Raw genomic sequence first — 24,193 nt, 5'->3', positions numbered from 1 at the left:
GATGAACGTTAGTTGTATGCTTCCCCACATTCCTTCCAACTGATTTATCAAATGCTTTCGGCGGTGGTATTGTGTGTATCTTGACTTGAAGGTCACGAGATATTCACAAGGTTTTGCGTGTCCTCGGATGCGCGGAATTGTTGGAGGTTCCAGGTGGCGGAAGAGCTCAGGGACACCGGCGCCAAGCCGGCGGACAAGGGAAGGGAACAGGGAGAATCGCGAACGCGAACCCCTAACATATCCGATACATCTACATCCGGTCAGACGATTCGATCCAGTCAGACGCAGACGGCGTCGGCATCCGCCGGTGAAACCGGTTCGACATCGTCGGACGAGTCGACGGAGTCGTCGGATTCCGGTCCCGACAAGCATAAACAGGCGGATCAGGATCGGGTAGAAGCATCCGCAAAGCCGGCGGCATCGTCCGCGAGAACGGTGACGACGTCGGCGGCAAAAACGTCAGCAAAGAGCACGACGAAACCGGCGTTGACAGCGAAGGCCGTGGCAAAAACGCCGTCGGCAAAGGCCGAGACAAAGGCGGCTGCGAAACCAGCAGCGAAATCGGCGGCGAAGGCCGCGGCAAAGACCACGACAAAATCGGCTGCATCGGCACCGGCTGCATCGACGGCAAAGCCCACATCGGCAAAGTCCCCGTCAACGAAATCTTCGACAACGGCTCCCAAGGATCCAATGACCGCCGAGGACAGCGGATCCCTCATTCCGCCGGTCAGCATCACCAAGGCTCCCAAGACTTCGCATCGCATCGTGACGCCCGAGGAGCGCGAAGAGGCCGAGCGCGCCAAGAAGGCCGCCGCCAAGGCCGCCCGTAAGACGTCACGCGAACCGCGAACCCGCATCGGACGCTGGTGGCGCCGCGTGCAGTCCAGCCCGGACCGCGTGAGCTTCGCCATGTGCATCGTGGCGCTCGGCGTGGTCTACGGCGACATCGGTACCTCGCCGCTGTATATGGCCCAGTCGTTCCTCGCCGGACAGGGCGGCATCCAGTACGCCGACCGTGGGTCTGTGCTCGGCATGCTGTCCCTGCTGTTCTGGTCGATCACGCTGATCACCACCATCAAGTACGTGTTCATCGCCATGCGCATCGACAACAAGGGCGAAGGCGGTATCTTCGCGCTCTACAGCATGGTCCGCCGCTACGGCAAGTGGCTCGCGTGGCCGGCCATGATCGGCGGCGCCGCGTTCCTCGCCGATTCCGTGCTTACACCGGCCGTGTCGATCTCGTCCGCAGTCGAAGGTCTGCAGACCATTCCGCAGCTCGCACCCGTATTCGACGCCAACGAGAACCTCACGCTCATGATCACCGTGGTGATCATCCTCGGTCTGTTCAGCATCCAGTCGCGCGGCACCGAACGCATCGGCAAGGTGTTCGGCACGATCGTGATGATCTGGTTCTCGTTCCTCGCCGTGGTGGGCGTGTTCTCGATCGGTACCGACTGGAGCGTGTTCGAGGCGCTCAACCCGGTCATCGGCATCGACTTCCTGCTGTTCGATCCGAACAACAAGGCCGGACTGGCGATCATGGGCACCGTGTTCCTCGCCACCACCGGTGCCGAGGCGCTCTACTCCGACATGGGCCATGTGGGTCGTGGCAACATCTACACCACCTGGCCGTTCATCAAGATCGCGCTCGTGCTCAACTACTTCGGCCAGGGTGCGTGGATTCTGCGCAACCAGAACAACGAGAGCCTGTACGACATCAAGAGCCTCAACCCGTTCTTCCAGATGATGACGCCGAACCTGCGTTCGGTGGCCGTGGTGCTGTCCGTCGCGGCCGGCGTGATCGCCTCGCAGGCGCTGATCACCGGCGCGTTCACCATGGTTTCGGAGGCCACCGGCCTCAACTGGATGCCGCATCTGCAAGTGCGTTATCCGGCCCGAACCCGCGGTCAGCTGTACATTCCGTCGATCAATCTGGTGCTGTGCGTGGCCACGCTGAGCGTGCTTGCCCTGTTCCGTGATTCCGAGCACATCACCGCCGCATACGGTCTGGCGCTCACCATCACCATGATCACCACCACGATCCTGCTCGCCGCCTACATCTGGAACGGCTGGAAGCGCCGCGTGTTCGCGATCGTGTTCGCGATCATCTTCCTTGCCATCCAGACGCTGTTCTTCCTCGCATCCATGTCGAAGTTCCTGCACGGCGGTTGGTTCACCATGCTGCTCACGCTGGCGATCCTCGGCATCATGGTCGTGTGGGATCAGGGCACCAAGGTGGAGCGCTCGCAGCGTCGTCACATGTGGCCCAAGGAGTTTCTGCCCGCGCTCGATGCGCTGCATCGCGACTTCAAGCTGCCGTACTACGCCGACAATCTGGTCTACCTGACGTCCGATCCGGAACTGCGTCGACTCGACACCGACATCTTCTACTCGATCTTCGGCAATCATCCGAAGCGTGCCCGCGCCTGGTGGGCGGTCTCCGTGCAGGTGACCGACGATCCGTTCACGCGCGAGTACTCCGTGGAGAACTTCGGCACGAGCTTCATGTTCCGTGTGCGTATCCGCCTGGGATTCAAGGTGTCGCAGAACGTGGCCACGTACCTGCATCAGATCATGCACGATCTGATCAACGACGGCACGCTGCCCAAGCAGTCGAGCATCTATCCGAAGCTCGACGAGGACCCGCAGATCGGCACGATCCAGTACGTGCTCGTGCACAAGGCGCTGATGCCCGAGTCGAAGATCACCGAACGCGGTTCCACGCTGCTGCGTGTGAAGTACGCGATCCGTCATCTCGCGGGCAGCCCCGCGCAGTGGTTCGGCCTGTCCGCCTACAACCCGGTGGTGGAGGTGCAGCCGCTGTTCCTCTCCACACATAAGGTGCCGGCGCTCAAGCGTGTGGCGTTGCGCAAGTCGAAGCGTCCGATCACGTTGCAGCAGATCCAGGCCGAGCAGCGCGAGGAGGCGGAGAACGCACGCGCCGCAAGGATGGCGGCCGACGATACGCGCCAGTTCGCGGGTGCTCTCGTACCGCCGTCGGCATCGGGTGCGGTGTCGTCCTCGTCTCCGACACCGACACCGTCCGGCGAGAGCAATCCGGATGCCGTAGGATTGCGTCCGGCCGGTCGTGAGGACGATCCCGTGCACGATGTGCACCGGTATCGGTCCAAGCCCAACTTCGATCTGCGGCCGGCATCCAGCGTGTGATCCGGCACGTGAATGACGTGGGCGGTCCAGCCACGGATGTCTCAGGACATCTCGCGGCGGGGCCGCCCACGATCGTTTGGCTGCCGCAATCGTTTGGCTGCCGCAATCGTCCGTCGTCAATTCTGCCGTCGTCGTCGATCGTTCGCCGACGGTTCCCGATCGTTATAGCCATGTTCTATAACACCGTGGGCAAGTTGACACGGGAAGCCGGTATGGTGGAAGACTATGTGCAGACTGTTGGGATACGCTACTTCAGGTGATAATCAGAGCCTTGACGACGTGCTGACGTCTTCGCAGCTGGAAACGTTCCAGCAGATGGCGATCATTCACAACGACGGCTGGGGTGCCGCGCTCATCACCGATCCGTACGAGCCCGCCGGCACCAAGGACGGCGGGGCGCCGTCGCCGTCCGCGAATGTGAGCGTGTACAAATCCACGTCGTCCGCCTACGCCGATCCAGTATTCCGTTCGATCGAGTGTCAGGGCGCTCGCGGCGCGCTCTATCATCTGCGTCTCGCATCGTCCGGTCTGCCGCTGATCATGGAGAATCAGCAGCCGTTCTTCGCCGACGGTGTCTCGTTCATTCACAACGGCGATATCAGCGATCTCAATCAGCGCAACATCGTGCGCGCTCCAAAGAAGCCCGTCTCCGAACTCGACATGCTGCGTACCGGTGGCAAGAGCGACTCTGCCGTGTACTTCGCCCTCGTTCTCGCCTACCATCACAAGGGACTGGCCCTGCATGACGCCGTGCGCGAGACGATCCGCGATCTGCGTGCGCAGTATCCGCGGTCGTCGTACAACTGCATGATTCAGACCGGCGACACCTACATCTGCGTGCACGCGGTCGGCAGTCTCAAGCCGGAGAAGGAGATCGAGGAGCTGTACGCGCGCTACGGTCAGGTGGAGCATGCGGCCGACTATCGTCGCATCCGGTATCGCGAACTGAAGAACGGCGGTGTGGTGGCCGCCAGTTCCGGATTCGAGCAGCGTGAGCGTGACGGTTGGAAGACCCTGCCGAACAATCACATGATCATCGCGTCCAACCAGACGGGCGAATACGCAATCGAGGAGCTGTAATCCACTAATCCCCACCGTTAGTGTGATCACACTAACTGGTGCAAACATCCCCAAGCCCTACTCCCACTTAGACTCCCGACTCTTAGTGTGATCACACTAAGCGTGAAGGACGAAGTCGGGGAGGCCGGGAAGCGGGGGGTGTTGCGCGATCTATCGATTATTCGTATAGCGTCCGGCACATGTCGGGGGAGCGGGTTGCAGTACGCTCGAGGCATGACGATACGAGCCTTCGATTTTGCCCACCAGGGCACCAAGCCGAATCCCAAGCATGTGCAGAGCCTGCTGAAGTTCTTCGAATCCGGCATCAAAAGCCCCGACAACTACGGTTTCGGTGTGGAGATCGAGCATCTGCCCATCCGCAAATCCACCGGCAAGGCGGTGACATACGCCGAACCGCACGGCATCCGCAACGTGCTGCAGGCGCTCGCCTCACATTACGATCCCACGCGCGAATACTATGAGGACGGCCATCTGCTCGGCCTCGGCAAGCCCGGCATCGCCGTGTCCCTCGAACCGGGCGGACAGATCGAATGTTCGCTGGGCGTGCTCCGTCACGCCGACGATCTTGATGCACTGTACGCGCAGTTCCGTCGCGATCTCGACCCGATCCTCGACCGTTTCGACATCCGACTGATCAACTACGGATACCAGCCCGACACCTCCTACAAGGAGATCGAGATCATCCCCAAGCACCGCTACTACGCGATGCAGAAATACTTCGCCCGCATCGCCCGCTACGGCTACTGCATGATGCGCGCGTCCGCATCCACGCAGGTGAGCATCGACTACTTCAGCGAGAAGGATTCGATCGACAAGCTGCGCATCGGCACGGCCATCGGCCCGATCCTCGCGTGGTTCTTCCGCAACACCCCGTTCTTCGAAAAGGAGCCGAATCCGTTCCCGCTGCTGCGTCAGGAGATGTGGGATTGGATCGATCCGCAGCGCACGAACCAGCTGTGGGGTCTGTACGACGACAACTACGATTGGGAGCATTACGCGACCGACGTGCTGACCACGCCCGTGTTCATCGCCGACCTATCGCATACGCCCGAGTACACGGGCGATCGACCGGTGTTCTCCGCGCCGTACGACGATGCGGCCGCGATCTACCCGGATCGTGAGCTCAATCAGGCGGAGATCAACCATCTGATCTCCACGCATTTCAACGATGTGCGACTGAAGAACTTCGTCGAGCTGCGTCACTGGGATTCGCTGCCGGTGGCGCGTGCGCAACGTCTGACGGAGATCGTGTCGAACCTGTTCTACTCGCCGGAGGAGTTCTCGGGACTGCTGTCGTACTTCGACGGTCTGACCTCGCTCGACGTGCGTGAGGCCAAGGCCGATCTGCAGGCGCACGGTGCCGACGCGCATCCGTACGGTCAGAGTCTTGAGTTCTGGCGCGAGTTCCTGCATGCCGAAGGCACGCTTGACACCGAACCGGGCGATCCGCAGCGTCCGGACGTGTTCCAGAGCTGAGGGCTTGCGAGCCGCGTTGACGACTGGTTGAGCGGGTGGATGCAGATTCGACGGAACAAGGTTCCTTCAAACGAGGTTCCTTTTTTCCCACGAATCCGTGTCCACCCGCTTTCGTGTATCCGTGTATCATCCTTCGCCGTCGTTCGCCATGGCTCCTCGCTCGGCGCACAATACGCGGATATGCCCCATCGAAATACTCAACGGGATACAGTGTGGGGTATGACAGACGTGAAACAGGACGTGAAGAACGGTACCGGGCACTCACACGGGCATTCGCACTCGCATGGTGGCGATCCCGGTGATCCGGGGCACGCCCGTCGGCTGATCGCCACGCTCAGTCTCACCGGCACGGTGTTCCTCGCCGAGGTGATCGGCGCGGTCATCACGGGCAGCCTCGCCCTGATGGTCGACGCGGGCCATATGCTCACCGACATCTCGGTGCTGGCCGCGTCCACCATCACCGCCATCCTGATGCGACGCAAACCCAATTCGGAACGCACATGGGGCTGGGCGCGACTCGAGGTGATCACCGCCGCTGGAGGCGCGCTCGCCCTGATGGCCGTTGGTCTGTACGCGCTCATCGAAGCGGTCATGCGATTGTTCGGCAACGGCGAGGAAGTGCAGGACCCGTTCCTGCTGCTCATCTTCGGCATCATCGGTCTGGCGGCGAATCTGGGATCGCTGGTCATTCTGATCGGCGACCGCAAGGCGAACATGAACATGAAGGCCGCGTTCCTGGAGGTGGCCAACGATGCGCTCGGTTCGGTGGCGGTTGTCGTGTCCGCCGTGCTCGTCATGACCACCGGATGGGGGAATTTCGATTCGATCGCCGGTGCGATCATCGCGTTGCTGATGATTCCGCGTGCCGGCAAGCTGCTGCACTCCAGCATGAAGGTGCTGCTTGAGGAGACCCCGGAGGGATTGGATCTGGAAGAGGTACGCACGCATCTGAGCAATGTGGAGCATGTGGTGAACGTGCACGATCTGCACGCCAACACCGTGGCCACCGGCATGCCGACGCTCAGCGCGCATGTGGTGGTAGACGCCGACACGATCGGCGACTACGAGGCGATCCTCACCTCGCTGCAGTGTTGCGTGCGTGATCATTTCCCCGTTTCGGTGGAGCACTCCACGTTCCAGATCGAACCGGAGGGATACACCAACATCCGCGACGGCGTCTTTCATGATTAGATTGCCGCCGGTACCGGTGGTACCGGTTGCGTCTCGTTCTTTTTCTTAGTGTGATCACACTAAGGGCGAGCGAGGTATGGGTGAGGGGGTACAGTTCGGTGAATGAACCATACCCCTCACCCATACATGGTGGAAAGTTCTGTCGTATGGTGGGAAATGGTGAAACCATGGCAAAAGGTTTCCGTCTGTACCAGAGAATTTTTGCTAGAAATTCCTTTCGGCTTTCTGTAGTAAAAACCTCTGATTTCTAGGCGGTGTTTTGATGGAGGATTGCTTTAATTATTTACAACGGGATCCATCTTGTGGCTAGCGGATGCCAGCGAAGGTTGGGATTTTCCTTTACTGCTCGTGCCACATAGGTTTGGAGTGGCTCATTGTGCCTATTTCTGGATTTTTGGCTGATATTAGGGACGAACCTAATTTCGCCAGTTTCTAAGAAAATACGTCCTGCACTTGTGATCATGAGAGCGTGGCTCATCTTCCCACTATTTGACCAATCAACATAAATGAGACTTCCGGTGTCCATGCGTATGTCATCAAAGATGTTATATGCATTTTTCTTCATGTACTGGTAGCTTGCTTCGGCATTGTGCCAAGTATAACCATTGCGAAACATGATGGTTGGCTTCCAATTTAATGAATTATAGGGATCATAATCGTAGAGTTGATATTGTAGTCCCCCTGCATGAACTGCTTGAGAAAGAAAATTTGTACAATCATGTAGTTCCCCATTGTATGGATAATCTGAATTGTAATCTTCTCTCTCATCCCCATCATATGGGGGAGCGGTCCATTTAAGAGCATAGTCAGCGGATAATTGAGGTTCCACCACGGGCTTTGCTCCTGCGTATGGGTGAGGTGGCAAAGACATATCGGTAGAGTTAAGCTGGGTAAGTACTTGCTCTGATGTAAGGCCGGGATCAGAGGAAATATCCAATGGCGCAGAAGATGAAGGTGACGATGCTACGTCGGTTTCTTCCTCGGGAACTAGAGTATCGGACGTGATCGTGTATGTATGGCCCGTTATTTTCTTCAGAATGATATTGTGTATATCGGTACTTGAGGAATAGTCGGTATGTTGTCCGTCCTCTGCACGATATTCATATGTGATTACGGTAGTCATTTCAGTGGCTATTTTCATATCGGATCCGTCGCGCGAAGCTGTGAGAACCTTGGTATCTATTTCAGCATTTTGAATGTGCATGCCTGAATTTATGTAGGTATCTCTCAGATAACCTACTTGATCTTCTGCCAATGAGTTGATGTTAGATTCTCTATCGCTGTTATTGTCAGACTCGTAAACCATTTCGAGCTGTTTTATGTAGTCGGTAAGAGACTTCTGGGCGGCGGTATCACTGTCGAACGCTGTAGTATCAGTACTTTGCGAGTCCAATTGTGACGCATTTGTCGCGGCGATGGTCAATGGAAAACTAAAAAAAATTGCGATGATGAATGACGCTAAGAGCGACATTGTTTTTTGGGTATACCCTCTCATAGGGTCGGTTCCCTTCTATTATAGATAGACAAGAATACTTCAGTTGTGTTGTTTGGAGTTCGCGGAACCCTAGGCCTGTCTATGCGCTGAATTAAGAATCGGGAGAATGCGGATAGTTTATTGGGAGCTAGCGCCCTGTTAAAGTGCTAGTTTTATCGAAAGGAGCGAATACAACTACGTATTCATAAATATATTTACAGTATGACAGGGGACATCGACAAGAAGGTGCCCGTGGGATATGCCGCGTTCTGCGTCCGTTCCTGCATCGGTAATGAGAACTCGTTTTTGACCTGCCGCTGGATATGGGTGAGGGGTGCAGTCCGGTGAATGAACCGCACCCCTCACCCATGCATGGTGGAAGGCTCCTGTCTGTTGTCTGTGACCTCTGCGCGTAATTGCCTACAATTGTTTACAGCGTGTATGTGTAGTCGCAGGACTTGGCGAGATCGCGGTCCTCGGTCACGATCACCACGCAGTGATCATCCTTGCGAGTGAGGGAGCGCAGCAGCTTCAGCACCTCGTCCCGTCCATCGTCGCCCAGCTGACCGGTCGGCTCATCCGTCAGGATCACCGCCGGCTCGCAGGCCAGCGCGCGGGCGATGGCCGCCTTGCGACGGTCCACCTCGAGCAGATCGGTCACGCGAACGTCATTCTTCTCGTCAGGAAAGCCGACGTTTTCGAGCAGTTCCGCGGCGAGGATCGGCTTGGCCTTGAGGAAGTTGCGGCCCGACGCCTCCATAGCCATCACGATGTTCTCCACCGCGCTCAGATACGGCAGCAGCGCGTACTTCTGCGAGACGATGCCCACAAAATGACCGCGGTACTCCTGCGGCATGAGCTCCAGCAGATCCTGACTCTTGAACATCACCTTGCCGTCGGTCGGGCGCATCAGACCGGACAGCAGTCCCATCACGGCCGCGTGTTCGGATTCGGCATCGACCAGCACCGCATGCGTCTTGCGGGCGTAGAACTCCATGCTCACATCATGCAGCACATCGCCGCCCTTGCGGTCCGGCGCGTAGGAGGCGTGCTTGAGCGCCAGCACCGGATACGCCTTGAACTTGAACGCGTCCTTGTGACGGATCTCATGATCGATGTGCTTCGCGGTGGATTCCGCCTCCACCACTTCGACGGATTCGACCGGGAGCGTCTTAACGGCCGACGTGGTTGCTGCGCCGTCTGCCTTATCGGCCTTATCGGTCTTGTCTGCGTCGGAATCGTCGACGTCGGACTCGGCTTCGGTGTTGTCGGCGTCGGATTCGCTAGACGTTTCGGATGCATCGGCATCCGCGTCGACCAAGGATGCCGCCGTATCGTCGCCGTCATCCGTACCGGTCGTACCGGCCGTACCGGAATCGGCATCATCCGCGCCATCCACATCATCGAACACGATGTCGAACTTGGTGATCACATCGTCATTGGCGTTTGTCGCAGTGGTATCCGCAACGTTATCCACCGTCTTGTCAGTCGTCTCGTCGATCTTCTTGTCGTCGCTCATCGGGTCTCCTCCATTCGCGATCCCAGCATCGTCGCCGCCTTGGTCAGATTCGCACGCACCAGGCAGATCACCATCGTCACGGCCAGCGTGCCCAGTCCGATCCACACCATCGTCCAGATGGTACCGGCGTTCACGGCCGCATCCGTACCCGCCGCCAGCGCGTTCGACAGCGGTTTGGCGGCGAAGAATCCGCCGACCGTGCCCGCGATCCAGCCGATCAGGATCGGCAGCAGGTTCTCCAGCGAGAACTGCCATCCAATACGTCCGCGCGTCACGCCGACCATGGTCAGGAAACTCACCTCGCCGGTGCGCGCACGGCCGATGCCCCACACGATCAGCAGCAGCGCGATCACACCGCCGGCCACGAACAGCGCGATCATGCCCATACGCACCTTGCCGGCACCGCTCTTCAACGGATCGATCTTCTCGTTGTACTTGTCGATCGTGGGCGATGAGATCATGTAATCCGTGCTCAGGCCGGCCTTACGCACGGCCGTTTCGAACTTCGAATAATCGGCCGGACTCTGCAACACCATCGCGATGTCAAGCAGATTATTGGTGGCGGTGGTGTCCACGCCGGTCAGGCCCGCGGACATGGTGACCGCCGTGCTTGCGAGCAGCGTATTGTCCTGATCGATGCCGGTCTGCGCCTCGGATGCCGCGGACTTGGTCTTGTAGATGCCCGCGATCTTGACCTCCAGTGGCTGGCTTGCATCAGTCGGATTGGCGAGCTTGATCGTGTCGCCCACCTTCAGATTGTTCTTGGTGGCCAGCGCCTGCGGAACCAGCACGCTGCTGGCTGCGTTCTCGTCGTTGTTGGAATCGTAGCTGAGATCCTTGCCCTGGACCACGGTGTACGAACCGTTGAGGCTGTCGGCCACGGCATCGGCGTCGGAGAAACCGGTGATCGCCAGCTGGGCGCCGTCCTTCGTGGCGGACAGGCCGTCGATGCTCACCTTCGCCGTCTCGCCGGAATGCGCGTTCGCCAGCTGCACGCCGGCGTTCGTCGCCTTCTCCACGTACTCCGAATACTTCTCCCAGGACAGGTTGTACTTCGTCCAATCCACCTTGCTGGCGTCACCGCCCTCCTTGGCGATGATGCGATTGCGATCGACACGGAACACGACCGACGGCGTCAGCGCGTTGTAGGTGGTCGTAGTCGCCGTGTTCGCGGCGTCGAGTATGGACAGACTCACGATCGAGCCGAACGATACGGCCACGGCGGTCAGGACCAGCAGTATGGTTTGCGCCTTGTGGCGCCCCATCGCTGCCCATGTGTTCTTCAGGACGAACATGTACTTCTCCAGTTCCGTTTACAGTGTCGGCCGATCGTTCATGCCGCTGCGCTCGCGATTGTTGCGGATATCCGATGCGGATGCTCGGATGCGCGAATGCGAATGCCAGCGTGCGTCAAGGCAGAATCCGGCCCTTGTTCACTATGGGCACAGTATGTGTGCGTTCACTGTTCCCTTTCTAGGCTACTCCTGTGGAAAAACTGGGAGATTTCTGATGGGGCGGGTGATTGCGGGTGGCCATGGGGTGCATCAGGCCGGTTAGTGTGATCACACTAAGGTGGAAGGTCTTTCTGGGCTTACAGGGACTTCTCCACTCGGTTAGTGTGATCACACTAACAACGCGGGGATGAGCCGGCCGAGACCCGGGCCCTCGGTTGGTTCTAAGATGGGCGATATGATTCCAAACTTTGATGAAATCGATGATCTGCACCGCAAGTACGCGCCCTCGCAGGAAGCCTACGAGCTGGTGTACCGCCACTGCATGATCGTGGCGAACATGGTGCGTGAGATCTGCCGCTTCCGCAACCGTCTGTACGTGCAGGCCGACGTGCTGGGCAAGGACCTGATCCAGCAGTACACGACCAAGGCCCCCACCCGTCTGCTCGACACCGACAAGGCCGTCGTCGGCGCACTGCTGCACGACATCGGCACCTACGAGGTCATCGACAACGACGGTACCAACGGAGAGCCTGTCTCGTTCAACCGCGACCGCTACATCCTGCACGGTCTGGCCGGCTACGACATCCTCAAGGCCGAGGGCGTGGACGAGGAGATCGCCCAGTTCTGCCGCAACCACACCGGCGTGGGCATCACCAAGGAGATGGTGGAGCAGCAGCATCTGCCGCTGCCTGTTGCCGACTACGTGCCGCGCACTACCGAGCAGGAGATCGTGATGTACGCCGACAACTTCAACAGCAAGTCCGCGCCGCCGCGTTTCGTGACCGCCGCCAAGGCGATCCAGCGTTGCGCCAAGTTCGGTAAGGCGAACGAACAGCGCATGCGCGATCTGGTCGGCATCTACGGCGAGCCGAAGGGCCTCAAGGAGATGGCCGAGCAGTATCACATGGTGCTCATCGACGCCAAGTGACCGCAGCGATCGCCGAGTAATCATTGCCGCGGATGATCGTCGGATATCGATAGGCGACAGCGATTCGTCGTTGCCGATGACTGCCGATATCTGCTGTTATCTGGCACCGGATCTGGGCTTTCAGGCCTTTTCGAGGCTCGAGAGCCCAGATTTTTTGCGTTCTGAATACCCATCCCGCCGCGTTGTTGACTATGCTAGTGATTCGGCCAAAACGTATGTGGCGCGGATCGCTATGAATCTACTATGTGGTATCACGCATCGCCTCGTATTATTTGGCGCATATATTTGACGATTTGACATATAGAGAACGACCAGAGAGAACACCATGACAACCAGTCAATCTGGCGAAGCGGCCACCGGCGAATCGACCGCGACCGTTGCGGACGGAACCGGCGAGGAAACCCCGAAGGGCCCGCATACGCACGCCATTCACACCAGTCTTAAGCGCGGCATGGAAGCCCGCCATCTGCAGATGATCTCGCTTGGCGGCGTGATCGGCACAGGTCTGTTCCTGAGCTCCGGATATACGATCCATCAGGCCGGTCCGATCGGCACGATCCTTGCGTATGCGATCGGCGCGGTGATCGTCTATCTGGTCATGCTTACGCTCGGCGAGCTGTCGGTGGCCATGCCGGTCACCGGATCATTCCACGTCTACGCGGACAAGTTCATCGGACCCGCCACGGGCTTCGTGGTCGCGATCCAATACTGGCTTACTTGGACGGTGGCGCTCGGATCGGAGTTCACTGCCGCCGGACTGCTCATGCAGCGATGGTTCCCCGGCACGCCCACGTGGATATGGAGTGCGGCGTGCATTGTGCTGATCTTCGTGTCGAACGCGCTGTCTGTGCGGTTCTTCGCGGAGACCGAGTTCTGGTTCGCGTCGATCAAAGTGGTGGCCATCTGCGCGTTCATCCTGATCGGCGGTCTGGCGATCTTTGGTGCGCTGCCGGTGCATGGCTACGATCATGCGCCGCTGTTCCACAATCTGGTGAAGGACGGCGCGTTCCCGAACGGATTCATGCCGGTGTTCGCCACGATCCTGACGGTGAACTTCGCGTTCTCCGGCACCGAGCTGATCGGCGTGACCGCGGGTGAGACGCGCAACCCTGAGGTGGCCGTGCCCAAGGCGATCCACACTACGCTGTGGCGTCTGGTGCTGTTCTTCATCGGTTCGATCGTGGTCATGTCGGCGCTGATCCCGTGGCAGGATGCCGGCGTGGATGAAAGCCCGTTCGTGCTCGTGTTCAACAGCATTGGTCTGCCGTTCGCCGGCGACATCATGAACTTTGTGGTGCTCACCGCGGTGCTGTCCGCGGCGAACTCCGGTCTGTATGCCACCACGCGCATGGTGTGGTCGCTGGGTCACGAGCGCATGATCCCCGTGTGGTTCGCCAAGACGAACCGTCGAGGCGTGCCGATGCTTGCCCTGTGCGCGTCCATGGCCGGTGGCCTGCTGGCGTTGCTGTCGTCCGTGGTGGCGGCGAGCACGGTGTATCTGGTGCTTGTGGGCATTTCCGGTCTGTCCGCCGTGGTGGTGTGGATCGCGATCGCCTACTGCCAGATCGTGTTCCGCAAGCGTTGGATCGCCGAAGGACACAGCGTGGATGAGCTCAAGTACCGTACGCCCGGTTATCCGTGGACGTCGTGGGGCGCGTTCATCCTGTGCACGGTGTCGTTCTTCCTGGTGTTCTTCGACGTGGAGCAGCGGTTCGCGCTGATCGCCGAGCTGATCTTCCTGGTGGCCTGTTACGGCATCTACTTCCTCAAACAGCGGTTCGCCAAGCCGAGCAAAGTGGTGGATGTGCCCGATGACAAGCCTTGGATGGTCAAGGACTGAATTGTTGTTGATTCGTTGAGGTTGATCGGGTAGCCGGGGTTCCAGAGCTGGGCCTTGGCTGCTTGACCGTGACTGGTTGCCCTCTGTGGGACGTTCCTATGGAATCGTTATGGGTCGTTCCGGCAGAGGGCTTTCTCATGCCTCAATCATGCAGGCCGATACTGCGATGATTCGATGATTCAGGCACCTATCTCCGAGTTCTGTGCGTTTTTCGTTGTTTGCAGACACCTATCGTTGAGTTCTGTGCGTGTTTGGCGGCAGATTCCGAGTATGGGTGTTGCAATTTCAACGGTCATACTTTGCATTCTCGTCTGGGACCGCACAGAACTCGGAGATTGGTGTCTGCAAGACCCCGCAATCCGCACAGAACTCGAGGATTGTCCCTTGCGGACTCCAAATTTCGATGTTGAGCCCATCAAAGGGCCGGGCCAGCCGTTGGCTGAGTTGACTTAGTTACCGCAGGCGAAGCGATAGAGCGCCCAGCCTTTGGCATGGTCGCCGTAGTTGCCGTAGTCGTCGACCTTGATCAGCGTGCCATCGTTCACGTATCGCGCGATCAGATCCTCGTTGTGGAACGGATCATACTGCTGCTTGAACGTGAACAATTGCAGGCTGGCCGCCTGCGGGCCCATCGCCAGGAAATACGCGCCAGCGTCGCCTCCCACCGGGCATACCGTATCCAGCACGCGACGGCTGTCGCTGGATGCGAACGCATCTTCAACCTCGCCGAAAATCGCGCCGTTCTTGGTGTGCTGCGGGTTGTACACGGGGTAGAGCATGTTCGCGTCGAACAGCGTGCTCGCGTACATCGAGCCGTTCATCGGGTCGGAGATCACCACGGCCCGCGTACCGGTCGTCGCCACCATACGGCGCAGCGCATCGTACTTGTCCGCGGTGAGCTGCTCGTACTGATCGGGCTTGTCGTAGCTGGCGTTCCGTGTGATCTCCTCGCTCATCGTGGCGCGAATGGGGTTGCTGTTTTGCGCGAGAACCATGGCTGTGGTCATCGACACGACCAGTACGATCGCAACGACGGCGGAGACGATGGGGGACAGGCTGCTGGGGATGCGCGGGTCATCAGTGCCGTTGCCGCGCACGTGCTGGGCGTTGCGGATATCGGGAATGCTGAGGGCATCGCGCGTTGGTGACGTCTTGACCAGTGCGAATTCGGTCACGGCGCGTTCCACGCAGGACAGGCCGAACGCCAGCAGCGGCAGCAGCACGAACGGGAACATCGTTACTGTGCGGGCGTCCGAGCGGTACCAGGGAGCGGCGAGAATATTCGGAATCGCGCCGGTGAGCGACGCGCTGCACACATACACAATGATCACGAACGCGTAGCCCAACGTCAGGGCGATACCATCGCGCAGACGATTGCCGGCGAATCCGAGCGCGGCGATAACGGCGGCGATCAGGGCAAGGAACATGAACGCGCCGGCCATGGGATTGCCGCCGATCGTGCCGCCGGACAGGGATGACAGGTGGTCGCTGAACGCGGTCCACAAGGCCTCCGGCACGGTTTTGGTGGGGGCGAATGTGTGGAACCATGCGCCGGGATCCGCATACCGGTTCGACGGGTAGAAGTTGATCATGAACGCGAGGAACGCACCAGCGCCGACGATCATCAGCACGAACACGGCCAGAATGAACTTCCACGGCAGGCGGGTGAGGATGAACGGCAGAATGAGCAGCGCATAGGTGAAGACAACGCGGGGGTGAGCCGCCACGCACAGCAGCCCGGTTGCCGCGGTGCTCAGCGCGGTCAGGAACAGTGGGCGAAGGGTTATTGCGCTGAGGTGGTGGCCGCGTGGCGCGTGGATCAGCGTGGTGAGGGCGTCGAGGAAGCGCAGGGAGCAGTAGAGGAGGAATGGGAGCAGCGTGCTTGCCAGACCGAACGCGATCAGCGGGCCGGAGTAGAGCATGTGGAACGGGTGCGAGGCCGAGGCCACGGCCAGTAGGGGGATTAACAGGTTCGCGCCCATGCGAGTGATCGGGGTGGCGGTGCGCAGGAAGTATGAGCAAAGCAGCAGCATGCCCGCCGGCCACAGCAGACCGGAGGAGGCGATCCACACCACGTCGAGCGCGGTGAACACGCTGAGATGTACGCCGAACAGGGCGGTCAGCTTGACTGTGGCGGCCGCGAGCAGATGGAACAGTGGGGGATAGTAGCCGCCGTTCGGCAGTAGTGACAGCGCCTTGGCCGGCCCCTGTTCCAGTAGCTCCCGGATGAAGTAGTAATGGGCTGGGGCGTCGATGCCTTGGATCGGACTGTTCCAAATGCCGCGGGGGAACCATGCCAGCACGATGAGAAACGCGAGCGCAACGCCTACGATCCCCGCGATGCGGGCGGCAAGGGTGATCTTGGGCGCGAGCGTGTCTGAGGCAGGGGTTTGGGGTTGCGTGGTTGCGCGGCCATCGCGGGGCCTGGGCGCGGTTTCGGGAGCAGCCTCGGTTGGGGTGGGGGTGGTGGCTTCTTCCGGGACGGGGGCGATGCTCTTCGAGGTGTTGGGGTTGGTGCCGGCTGCGGTGACAGCCTTCGGTGCGGTGGTCGGTGCCGCGTTCGGAGCATCCGAGGGTTCAGGGGTTTTGGGGGCCTGCGTCGAAGTCATACGCCCACCCTATCGTGCCCGCCGAATCGGGGTTGCTGTGTCTGGGGTCGTGCCGGTTTTCACTGTAGCTTTGGTTCCGGCGGTTCATTGCCGAGGCCTGCATCCGTTGGTTTCGGGAGGTGAGATATCTTGTCTGCGGCAATGCGCCATGCCTGCCGGTATGCTTGTGCTGTTCGAGTTGAGGGTTGGTGAAAACGCCGAAACGGAGACACGGGAGAACGATGGCACGGGACTTCAGAACGCGCAAGGAAACCGAGTACACCGGTCCGCTGTTCGCATGGGACAGGCAACCCGTTGTCGAAGCCGAAGAAGCACTCGATGCCGGTATGGGAGTCGGTGCCGGTGCCGGTGTTGGCACCGGGACGTCCGCCACTCGCTCAGCGCCTGTGTCGCGTGCCGAAGGCGTTCACGACAGCATTCATGCCGCGGAAACCGAGGTCATTGATCTCGCCGCCGAATTCATCGATCTTGACTCGTTCTCGGTCACCAATCAGGCAGGTCGTGCCAATCAGGCAGGTCGTGCCAATCAGGCAGGTCGTGCCAGCAAGACCGACTCTTCCGTGTCTAAGGCCGGCACATCCGCCCGCCGGTCTCGCCGGTCGTCGTTTTCGTCGTCCTCCGAGTCCGCCCAGTCACCCGCACGAAAGCCGTCCCGTCGCCCCCGTACCGCAAAGCAGCGTCGTGGCAAGCGAGTCGCTGTCGTCGTCACCCTCATCGTGATCCTCGCGCTGGCGCTTGCCGCAGTCGGATCGCTGTCCGGCTACCGGTATTATCGCCTCGCCATCGCCGACTGCCAGCACTATCAGTACGCCTACCAACAGAATCGCGCGCATCTGGAGGCGGTCGCCGCCGAAGTCGACAACGCAGGCGATATCACCGTGAGCGAGCCGTCCGGCATATACGACGACGCGGCCTGTGACGCCAAACAACTGCCCACCGCGCTCGCGGGCAAGGCACACAAGTTCAAGACCGCATGGCAGCAGGTGGAAACCGAGGTCGCCGATCTGCGCAAGAAAGCGGCCACAAACGCGGCCACAAACGCGACCGCATCCGCACTCCTGCCCATGGACCGCGACCTCTCCGGCAGCACCACGGCCTTCGCCAACGCGATCGCCAATGCCCAATGGGTGCTCGACAACTCCAAGGATGCGGTGGCCGACTCGTCCACCCGTATCAAACTCCTCCGGGCCATCGAATCCGCGCTCGCCGACACTACGGCTCTGCAGGGAATGACGGGAACGGGAACGCAGGGTGCAGCGCTGTCCGTCGACACCGATCTGGCAACACAAGCCGCCGCTGCCGATGCCACGAATCCTGCGTTCGACGCGCAAACCGCGTCCAAATCCGCCGACACCGCGGCCGACGCCCTGCACATGCAATCTGATGTCGATGCCGCGCAGGCCCGCGCCGGTCACGTGCACGCGCTGAACGCGGCAGTGAACGCTGTGGTCAAATCGCAGAACCGCAAGACCGGCATCGATTGCAGCGTGCAGAAATGCGTGGCGCTTACGTTCGACGACGGTCCGAATGCCGTGAGCCCGCAGGTGGTGCAGACGTTGGAAAATGAGGGCGTGCAGGCCACGTTCTTCGCCGTGGGACAGACCGTCGGCGCGGTGGATGCGGAAGGTGCCGAAGGTGCCTCCGCCGGTGCCAGTTCGACGGGGTCGGAGGCGTCGATCTCCCCGCTTGTCAGAGCGCTGTCGTCCGGCAGTGTGATCGGCGACCATACGTGGAGCCATACGGATCTGCCGTCGATGAAGTCCGCCGATCGTGCACAGCAGCTGGTCGACACGAACCGTGCCGTGCAGTCCGTCACCGGTCAGCCGGTACGTCTGTTGCGACCGCCGCATGGGGCGTACGACGAGGCGTCACGTCGTACGGCCGTGGCGCTGAACCTCGGCTTGGTCGATTACGACGTGGACTCGTACGACTGGAAGAGTCTCAACGCGTTGAAGACGAGGGAGAAGATTCTGGCGCAGGTGCGGCCCGGCTCGATCGTGCTTATGCATGACATCCACCAGAGAACGGCCGACGCGCTGCCCGATGTGATCCACGATCTGCGTCGCTTGGGGTTCACGCTTGTCACCGTTCCGCAGCTGCTCGACGGCTACCCCGCCCCCGGCGAAGTGGTCTATTCCCGCGACATGCGCGCCCAGTGGTAGTGGTTGGCGGCACCCGGCGGTAGTGTGTGCCGGTGCCGGCCAGGCGGGCGCTGATGCCGGCCAGGCGGGCGTGCCGGTCCAGTGGGCACCGCGCATGTGACTACGTGCCGTATGTGTGCGCATGGGGTTAAGGTTATAGGCCAGAATGCGTGCGCATACGCCTGCGGCAATAACAAAAAAGGGATTCCGGCGAACCGAAATCCCTGATGGCGGAGAATACGAGATTCGAACTCGTGAGGGCTATTCACCCAACACGCTTTCCAAGCGTGCGCCATAGACCACTAGGCGAATTCTCCAACGTCACCATCCTGAGCTCGTGAGATTTGCTCAGTCAGGCAACTTGAAAAGAATAACACGGTTTTTGAGGAATGCAAAAAATGGCGTCATTGCAAGGCGTTATCGGCGTGTCGCGAGCGTGAGAGGTGGCGTGTGGCGTGTGGGGCTTGGGGCGGCAAGCTGCACTCCACGTGCACGCGCACTGTACCGTTGCGTGTGCTGCACCGTTGCGTGTACTGCGTGTGCACGCGGAGTGTCATGTGCCGGCGCATCCGGTGCGCGACAGTGCGCAACAGTACGAGGCCGGCACGCATCAGTTAATGACAGTACGGATACGCGAACAGTCCGTCGGCCAGAACCAAACAAATCAGGCTAGTGTCCGTCTGGTGTCGATACGAATACCCGTTCCGCGGCTCCTCGTATTTGCCGCACTTATCGCGCTTGCGTCCAAGCTTCGCATCTGTCACATTTCGTTACCCGCGTTCCGCTCGCCGTCTGCGCGCGCCTACCCGCGCTCCGCCTCCATCCGCTCGGCGATCAGCATCTTCGCCTCCGAAAGCGTGGGGCAGCTCGGTTCGCCGGTAACCGAATCGGCCCGAGACACCGCGATCGACGAAGCCGCATTGGCCACTTCCACTGCGTCCTCGAGATCGGCTCCGCGTGCCAGCATCGCACACAGCACGCCGGTGTGGCATCCGCCGGCCGACTGCGTGTGCGTGGCCTTGGTGACGTAGGCGGGCACGTGCGTGATCATGCCTTCGGAGCTGCCGATTTCATCCGGCTCCCACAGCCACGCGCCGCTGGCTCCGGTGCGGATGATCACCGGCGATTTCAGCACTTCGCCCAGCCCCTCGATCAGCTCCGGCATGGTCGCTTCGGTGCTGCCGTTGACCATCACTGGCTCTGGATCCGTGATCGGAATGCCAAGTCGGAGCGCCACCGCGCGGGCCTCGCGTTTGTTACAGGTCCAGATCGGACGATCGAGCACCAGCGTTTCGATAAGCTGCTCGTTCACATGCCCGATCACCGCGCCCGACGGGTTGATCACGATCTGATATCGATGCCCGTGCGGATTCCCGTTCTCGTCAAAACCGCCGTAGTCGCTCCAATGCTCGTCCTCGCGTCGCATGAACGCGAACACTGCGCTTGCGGTGCGGTTGGTGAGCGTGTTGCCGCTGATGTGCAGTACGTCGTTGCTTTCCGGGCGGATCTCGTCAAACGAGTCGAACGAGCCATGCGCCTCGGCGCCGAATTTGGCGATGAGCGTCTTGCGCGGGCTGCCGTCGCTGAGCAGTACGCGCAGACCGGAGTCCTCGTCCAGACGATCCTGGCCCGTGTGCGCGATGCCCTCCGCGTCGAACGCCTGACGGATCATGGTCGCCCACGGTCCGTTGCCGATGATGCCGGCATGTTCGGTTCGCGCCCCCATGCGCGCCGCGGCCTGCAGCGTGGCAAAGCTGCCGCCGATGCTGGTGCCGGCGTTCTCCGAGTATGCGAATCCGCCGGGCAGTGGAATGGTGTTGACACCCATGGTCAGATTGACCGCCACTTCGCCCAGTGAGATGACCTTGCCGTGTGCGTTTTGTGCGCCATCCGAAGGCGTTGCTGAGCTGGGTGCTGTGGGGTTGGTCGTTCCCGACTCGACGTTTTCGTTTTCGTTTTCATTACTGTGCGCAGACATTGGCGGACCTCCTTAAAAACATGGTGCCCCTGTCCCTTAAGGCGTCAGCATCATCGCTGATCTGTTTTCATTCTAACTGCGGGGGTATTCGGGGACAATCAACATTGCGAACGATTGTGGCGTGTTTTGCGTGACGTGGATGCGCTGCTGTATGTCTGCATAACTACGCGATAGGTGCGATGCTCGGGCTGGTGCTCGGGCTATGTGGATACGATCGCGGGCCGGTCGCGACGACGTTCGGGATTCGGGGCGGAAATTACGGGCTGAAAAAGACGATTCCTGCGATTCGTAGTAGTGTGCGGACGTTTCAAGGCCCGGAAACGTCCGTAAAGCACTACGAATTGCGAAAACCGTCTTTTTCAGCCCGTATTGTTGTCGACTGCCGCCCGGACTCTTCGTTGCCAGGGGTGACGTAGGCTGACTCGGGATCTGGTGAACGCCGTCGCTTTGGATTTCGGACTGCGGTGCACGTCGCACTGTTGGTCGTGGGGTCCGTGGGCTCTTGCCGCTGGGCATCGGATTGCGATGCGTCGGGTTGTGTTGCTGTATTCCGCCAAGTTGGTGTTTTGATTCTGTCGCTGATTATTCGGGCTTCGACTGTAGTCGTCTCGTTCGTATCTATTCTGGGTATTACCGGACGTCTGGGCATAACCGGGTAAATTTGAGGACGATAAGGGGATGCTCGTGACGTGGCTTTACCCAGAGCCGGCCGTCGTGCAGTAGGGCAATGGTGTTGCGCATCGCGCGGGAACGCTGTCTTCCTGTACTGGCTGATCGCAGCGTAAGAAGAGGTGTCGTACTTGCCGATGTCTTGGTAACCATATCGTAAGTGTGATCACACTTTCTTCAAACCGTTGTAATTTCAAGGAAAGATGAGTGCTTCGTGCGACACGCCGACAAAACGGCACAATACCAACCACTTGGTAGGTTTCTTTGCGCCAGCGCTTGCGCAAATTGCGCAGGTGCTCTATCGTTATTCATGTCAGCCAAACAGGGCGGACGGAAATAGAAAAGGAACAGCAATGAACATCAAGAACAGCATGATGCGCGGTCTGGCTATGTACGGCGCCTCCGTGATGGCCGGTTCCTGCAGCAAGATGAACCGGACGGTCATCGACCTGGCTCGCGAGGCAGAGGCCCGCTGAGCACACAAACCCTGATCGACCGCGGATAGCCGCAGATCACAGGGCGTTCAAGACTTACAACTGAATAAACAATCACATACTTCAACAACAAGGAGAACATCATGAACATCAAGAAGAGCATTCTGCGCGGTATGGCCCTCTACGGCGCTTCCACTCTGGCTGCCAACCCGGTCGCCGGCAAGGCCATCGCCGACACCCTGCGTGACCTGCAGGACGACGCTCGCTGAATCAACTAGCGGCGCGGCGATAACTCGTAACCCATAACTCATAACTGAACTTCGAACTGGGATCCCGTTTCTTTCGCGATACGGAAACGGAATCTCGGCGACGGCCAAGGCCGCTGAATCACCGCGAGTGGATCGTTTCGATCGTTTCGACGGTGCCCAGTCAAGTCCGGCCCCATAGTTTCACCTGAAAATCCCCCACGGCTCAGCCGCTGGGGGATTTTCGTTTTTCCGCCGATCGTTATCTGCTGAGCGCCGTTGCTGCGTCGGACAATGCTGCCCGAACCGGATTGGTGGTATATGCCGAGGTGTCGGGGTGTCGGAAGCGTTATGCGGCGAAGCGGATATAAGTTCGATCGTCGAACGATCGTAATTCCGGCGTGAATCCCTTGGTCGTGCGGAATTCATTGACCAGATGCGGATCCGCGCGGCGCAATCGTTCCAGTTCCTGTTCCGACTCCGCCAGTGTGGGGCGCATGATCGGATATCCGTCGCTCGCGAGAACCACGTCGTCGCCCGGCCGTACCGAAACCACGCCGATTGCCCCGGACGTTGATGACTGTGCCGACAGCCATATCGAAGACTGCGATGGCTGTGGAGACGATTCCGACGACTGCAGCAACGTCGCCGATGAATCCGCCTTCGCTCTCGTCGCCTGTTCCGTTGATCCCGTCGTTGATCCTGCTGGCGATCTTGGTGATTCCTTTAACGTCCAATCCAACGATCGAGTCGGCGGTTCAGATTCTCCGCGAGCGACGTTGATAACCTGAATCGGATACTCCGGGTCTGTAAAGCCATCGAATACGAAGTATCCGTATTCGCCGCGCCGATTCGCGAACTGGGATTGCAATCGCAGGAACGGCATGATCATGTCTCGTGCCTGATCGTGCGAATCGCAAGAGCCCTGCCAGTCGTCCGATAGACTTTGCCGATCCTGTGGGCCCTGCAACCGCATCGCGTGCCATGCAAAGCTGCGCAGCTCGCCGAGCAGTACATCCACGCGTTTGGTGGTGGGGATCGCGTGTCCGTTGACCATCGCCTGACAATCCCCGAACAGCCAGATCTCATGCCGCGCCGCCGAATAGATCACGGCATTGGCCTGAAGCCGATCGTTGGGATGATTGCGCACGTGGTCGAGCAGAGACCCGCCTGTGCACGTGCCGTTTTCGTTGTTTCCTTCCACACACGTGTCGGTCCCGCACGCGTTGATACCCGCAGCCGCCATATCAGAGCGGTACTTCTCCCGCAGAGCACCGTCGATCAGCCGTTGCATGCCGCGCAGATCGGTCTCGGGGTGAGCCCTCCGCAATGCGGCGAGAATCGTATCCTTCGCCACGACCCCGGGTGTCGGATTCCAGATGTTCGCGGTGCTTTTACTGGTCACCCCATCCACCACGGCGATGAATCCGTTGCCGCAGTCGTTGGCGTAGATGCCGTCCTCGTTGAGTCGTGCATTCTCGCGCTTGCCCAAGGTCTGTTGTTCCGCAATATCGATCCGCATATCCGCTCCCGCCGAAAACCCACGCCCATTGTATGTATGCGGCCTCGGAAGATAGCGTGGCGCCCGCGGGGCTGGGCTCGGTGGCTATCTGTGCTTCGCTAGGCAGATTCCAGGGTCTGTATAGGTCTATGTACGCTTCGCTAGGTTGTTGGATTTTACTAGTCCTCAACAGAATGATGGGGAATTGAGCTCTCTGGGGGCTGCTGCCGGTTGGTCTATTTTGCGAAAGACCTAGCGAACGGTGGTTATATCTTGGGGATTTGCCGCATCTGCCTAGTGAACGGGGGATAGGTCAGAGGTGAGCGGTTGCAGATTCCACACGGGCATCAAATGCGGCTTCGTGGATAGGCCGGGAGCAGACAGCTTTCACGACGGTTTCCATTAGGTATTAGGCCACTGCTTGGCGGATGGATGGTCGGTCATGGCGACGATGTTGGAGCAGGTGCACTGGTGTTAGTCGTGGCG

The 24,193-nt window shown here is 59.7% G+C and carries 16 protein-coding genes and 1 tRNA gene; 9 read left to right on the top strand and 8 right to left on the bottom strand.

What is annotated here, in order from left to right; translation table 11 throughout:
- Positions 1 to 383 precede the first annotated feature (383 nt).
- Entirely contained in the window at positions 384 to 734 is a 351-nt protein-coding gene (locus EP30_RS08545; protein WP_140557855.1) for a hypothetical protein, read from the bottom strand.
- Here EP30_RS08545 and EP30_RS08540 point away from each other — a divergent pair.
- From EP30_RS08540 to EP30_RS08525, 4 genes are all read left to right on the top strand, one after another.
- Positions 691 to 3,168, top strand: a complete 2,478-nt coding sequence (locus EP30_RS08540) for a KUP/HAK/KT family potassium transporter (RefSeq protein ID WP_140557852.1) — start codon at positions 691 to 693, stop codon at positions 3,166 to 3,168. The two genes, EP30_RS08545 and EP30_RS08540, sit on opposite strands and share 44 nt — an antisense overlap.
- Positions 3,169 to 3,393: 225 nt before the next feature.
- Positions 3,394 to 4,248 (top strand): class II glutamine amidotransferase, encoded by an 855-nt coding sequence (locus tag EP30_RS08535; protein WP_094663980.1) that lies wholly within the window; start codon positions 3,394 to 3,396, stop codon positions 4,246 to 4,248.
- Positions 4,249 to 4,461: 213 nt separating this feature from the next.
- Positions 4,462 to 5,724, top strand: coding sequence for a glutamate-cysteine ligase family protein (locus tag EP30_RS08530; RefSeq protein WP_140557850.1), 1,263 nt, complete (start codon positions 4,462 to 4,464; stop codon positions 5,722 to 5,724).
- Positions 5,725 to 5,943: 219 nt separating this feature from the next.
- Positions 5,944 to 6,915, top strand: a complete 972-nt coding sequence (locus EP30_RS08525; RefSeq protein WP_140557848.1) for a cation diffusion facilitator family transporter — start codon at positions 5,944 to 5,946, stop codon at positions 6,913 to 6,915.
- 283 nt (positions 6,916 to 7,198) lie between these two features.
- On the opposite strand, the gene EP30_RS08520 is transcribed toward EP30_RS08525, so the two are convergent.
- The 3 genes from EP30_RS08520 to EP30_RS08510 all read right to left on the bottom strand — a co-directional run bounded on the left by EP30_RS08520 (position 7,199) and on the right by EP30_RS08510 (position 11,203).
- Entirely contained in the window at positions 7,199 to 8,410 is a 1,212-nt protein-coding gene (locus tag EP30_RS08520) for an amidase domain-containing protein (RefSeq protein WP_140557845.1), read from the bottom strand.
- Between the two features lie 409 nt (positions 8,411 to 8,819).
- Positions 8,820 to 9,908, bottom strand: a complete 1,089-nt coding sequence (locus tag EP30_RS08515) for an ATP-binding cassette domain-containing protein (RefSeq protein ID WP_140557842.1) — start codon at positions 9,906 to 9,908, stop codon at positions 8,820 to 8,822.
- The gene (locus EP30_RS08510) at positions 9,905 to 11,203 is read right to left on the bottom strand and encodes an ABC transporter permease (protein ID WP_140557840.1); all 1,299 of its coding nucleotides are present in this window, start codon (positions 11,201 to 11,203) and stop codon (positions 9,905 to 9,907) included. Before EP30_RS08510 ends, EP30_RS08515 begins: the two co-directional genes overlap by 4 nt.
- 385 nt (positions 11,204 to 11,588) lie before the next feature.
- On the opposite strand from EP30_RS08510, the gene EP30_RS08505 reads away from it, so the two are divergent.
- Together EP30_RS08505 and EP30_RS08500 are read left to right on the top strand one after the other, a co-directional pair.
- Positions 11,589 to 12,290, top strand: a complete 702-nt coding sequence (locus tag EP30_RS08505; RefSeq protein ID WP_094663968.1) for an HD domain-containing protein — start codon at positions 11,589 to 11,591, stop codon at positions 12,288 to 12,290.
- 325 nt (positions 12,291 to 12,615) lie between these two features.
- Positions 12,616 to 14,130 (top strand): amino acid permease, encoded by a 1,515-nt coding sequence (locus EP30_RS08500; protein ID WP_140557838.1) that lies wholly within the window; start codon positions 12,616 to 12,618, stop codon positions 14,128 to 14,130.
- A gap of 449 nt (positions 14,131 to 14,579) precedes the next feature.
- Here EP30_RS08500 and EP30_RS08495 read toward each other — a convergent pair whose 3' ends face one another.
- Positions 14,580 to 16,739: a DUF6541 family protein gene (locus EP30_RS08495; protein WP_140557836.1), complete on the bottom strand. Its 2,160-nt coding sequence runs from the start codon at positions 16,737 to 16,739 to the stop codon at positions 14,580 to 14,582.
- 221 nt (positions 16,740 to 16,960) lie between these two features.
- Between EP30_RS08495 and EP30_RS08490 the strand changes: the two genes are divergently transcribed.
- Positions 16,961 to 18,901 carry a polysaccharide deacetylase family protein gene (locus EP30_RS08490; protein ID WP_140557834.1) on the top strand — a complete coding sequence of 647 codons (1,941 nt, stop codon included), beginning with the start codon at positions 16,961 to 16,963 and terminating at the stop codon, positions 18,899 to 18,901.
- A gap of 207 nt (positions 18,902 to 19,108) precedes the next feature.
- Here the strand turns inward: EP30_RS08490 and EP30_RS08485 are convergent.
- Both EP30_RS08485 and EP30_RS08480 read right to left on the bottom strand, forming a co-directional pair.
- Positions 19,109 to 19,197 (bottom strand) — tRNA-Ser (locus EP30_RS08485).
- A 485-nt stretch (positions 19,198 to 19,682) separates the two neighbouring features.
- Complete coding sequence (locus tag EP30_RS08480; RefSeq protein ID WP_140557832.1) at positions 19,683 to 20,858, bottom strand: PfkB family carbohydrate kinase; 1,176 nt, start codon at positions 20,856 to 20,858, stop codon at positions 19,683 to 19,685.
- 1,022 nt (positions 20,859 to 21,880) lie between these two features.
- Between EP30_RS08480 and EP30_RS11170 the strand changes: the two genes are divergently transcribed.
- Both EP30_RS11170 and EP30_RS11165 read left to right on the top strand, forming a co-directional pair.
- A complete protein-coding gene (locus EP30_RS11170) occupies positions 21,881 to 22,003 on the top strand; it encodes a hypothetical protein (RefSeq protein ID WP_258185440.1) in 123 nt (40 codons plus the stop codon).
- A 101-nt stretch (positions 22,004 to 22,104) separates the two neighbouring features.
- Positions 22,105 to 22,230, top strand: a complete 126-nt coding sequence (locus EP30_RS11165) for a hypothetical protein (protein ID WP_258185439.1) — start codon at positions 22,105 to 22,107, stop codon at positions 22,228 to 22,230.
- A 325-nt stretch (positions 22,231 to 22,555) separates the two neighbouring features.
- On the opposite strand, the gene EP30_RS08475 is transcribed toward EP30_RS11165, so the two are convergent.
- A complete protein-coding gene (locus tag EP30_RS08475; protein ID WP_140557830.1) occupies positions 22,556 to 23,728 on the bottom strand; it encodes a hypothetical protein in 1,173 nt (390 codons plus the stop codon).
- Positions 23,729 to 24,193 lie beyond the last annotated feature (465 nt).

The sequence above is a fragment of the Bifidobacterium sp. UTCIF-39 genome, from assembly GCF_006408715.1.
GTDB classification, from domain to species: Bacteria; Actinomycetota; Actinomycetes; order Actinomycetales; family Bifidobacteriaceae; genus Galliscardovia; species Galliscardovia tissieri.
This window is presented reverse-complemented; position numbering and strand designations above follow the sequence as displayed.

What these genes read in the sequence shown, in the direction of transcription:
- EP30_RS08520 (WP_140557845.1), bottom strand. Translation starts at nt 8,410, where the DNA reads ATGAGAGGGTATACCCAAAAAACAATGTCGCTCTTAGCGTCATTCATC.
- EP30_RS11165 (WP_258185439.1), top strand. Translation starts at nt 22,105, where the DNA reads ATGAACATCAAGAAGAGCATTCTGCGCGGTATGGCCCTCTACGGCGCT.
- EP30_RS11170 (WP_258185440.1), top strand. Translation starts at nt 21,881, where the DNA reads ATGAACATCAAGAACAGCATGATGCGCGGTCTGGCTATGTACGGCGCC.
- EP30_RS08480 (WP_140557832.1), bottom strand. Translation starts at nt 20,858, where the DNA reads ATGTCTGCGCACAGTAATGAAAACGAAAACGAAAACGTCGAGTCGGGA.
- EP30_RS08495 (WP_140557836.1), bottom strand. Translation starts at nt 16,739, where the DNA reads ATGACTTCGACGCAGGCCCCCAAAACCCCTGAACCCTCGGATGCTCCG.
- EP30_RS08545 (WP_140557855.1), bottom strand. Translation starts at nt 734, where the DNA reads ATGCTGACCGGCGGAATGAGGGATCCGCTGTCCTCGGCGGTCATTGGA.
- EP30_RS08510 (WP_140557840.1), bottom strand. Translation starts at nt 11,203, where the DNA reads ATGTTCGTCCTGAAGAACACATGGGCAGCGATGGGGCGCCACAAGGCG.
- EP30_RS08490 (WP_140557834.1), top strand. Translation starts at nt 16,961, where the DNA reads ATGGCACGGGACTTCAGAACGCGCAAGGAAACCGAGTACACCGGTCCG.
- EP30_RS08475 (WP_140557830.1), bottom strand. Translation starts at nt 23,728, where the DNA reads ATGCGGATCGATATTGCGGAACAACAGACCTTGGGCAAGCGCGAGAAT.
- EP30_RS08530 (WP_140557850.1), top strand. Translation starts at nt 4,462, where the DNA reads ATGACGATACGAGCCTTCGATTTTGCCCACCAGGGCACCAAGCCGAAT.
- EP30_RS08535 (WP_094663980.1), top strand. Translation starts at nt 3,394, where the DNA reads ATGTGCAGACTGTTGGGATACGCTACTTCAGGTGATAATCAGAGCCTT.
- EP30_RS08540 (WP_140557852.1), top strand. Translation starts at nt 691, where the DNA reads ATGACCGCCGAGGACAGCGGATCCCTCATTCCGCCGGTCAGCATCACC.
- EP30_RS08500 (WP_140557838.1), top strand. Translation starts at nt 12,616, where the DNA reads ATGACAACCAGTCAATCTGGCGAAGCGGCCACCGGCGAATCGACCGCG.
- EP30_RS08525 (WP_140557848.1), top strand. Translation starts at nt 5,944, where the DNA reads ATGACAGACGTGAAACAGGACGTGAAGAACGGTACCGGGCACTCACAC.
- EP30_RS08505 (WP_094663968.1), top strand. Translation starts at nt 11,589, where the DNA reads ATGGGCGATATGATTCCAAACTTTGATGAAATCGATGATCTGCACCGC.
- EP30_RS08515 (WP_140557842.1), bottom strand. Translation starts at nt 9,908, where the DNA reads ATGAGCGACGACAAGAAGATCGACGAGACGACTGACAAGACGGTGGAT.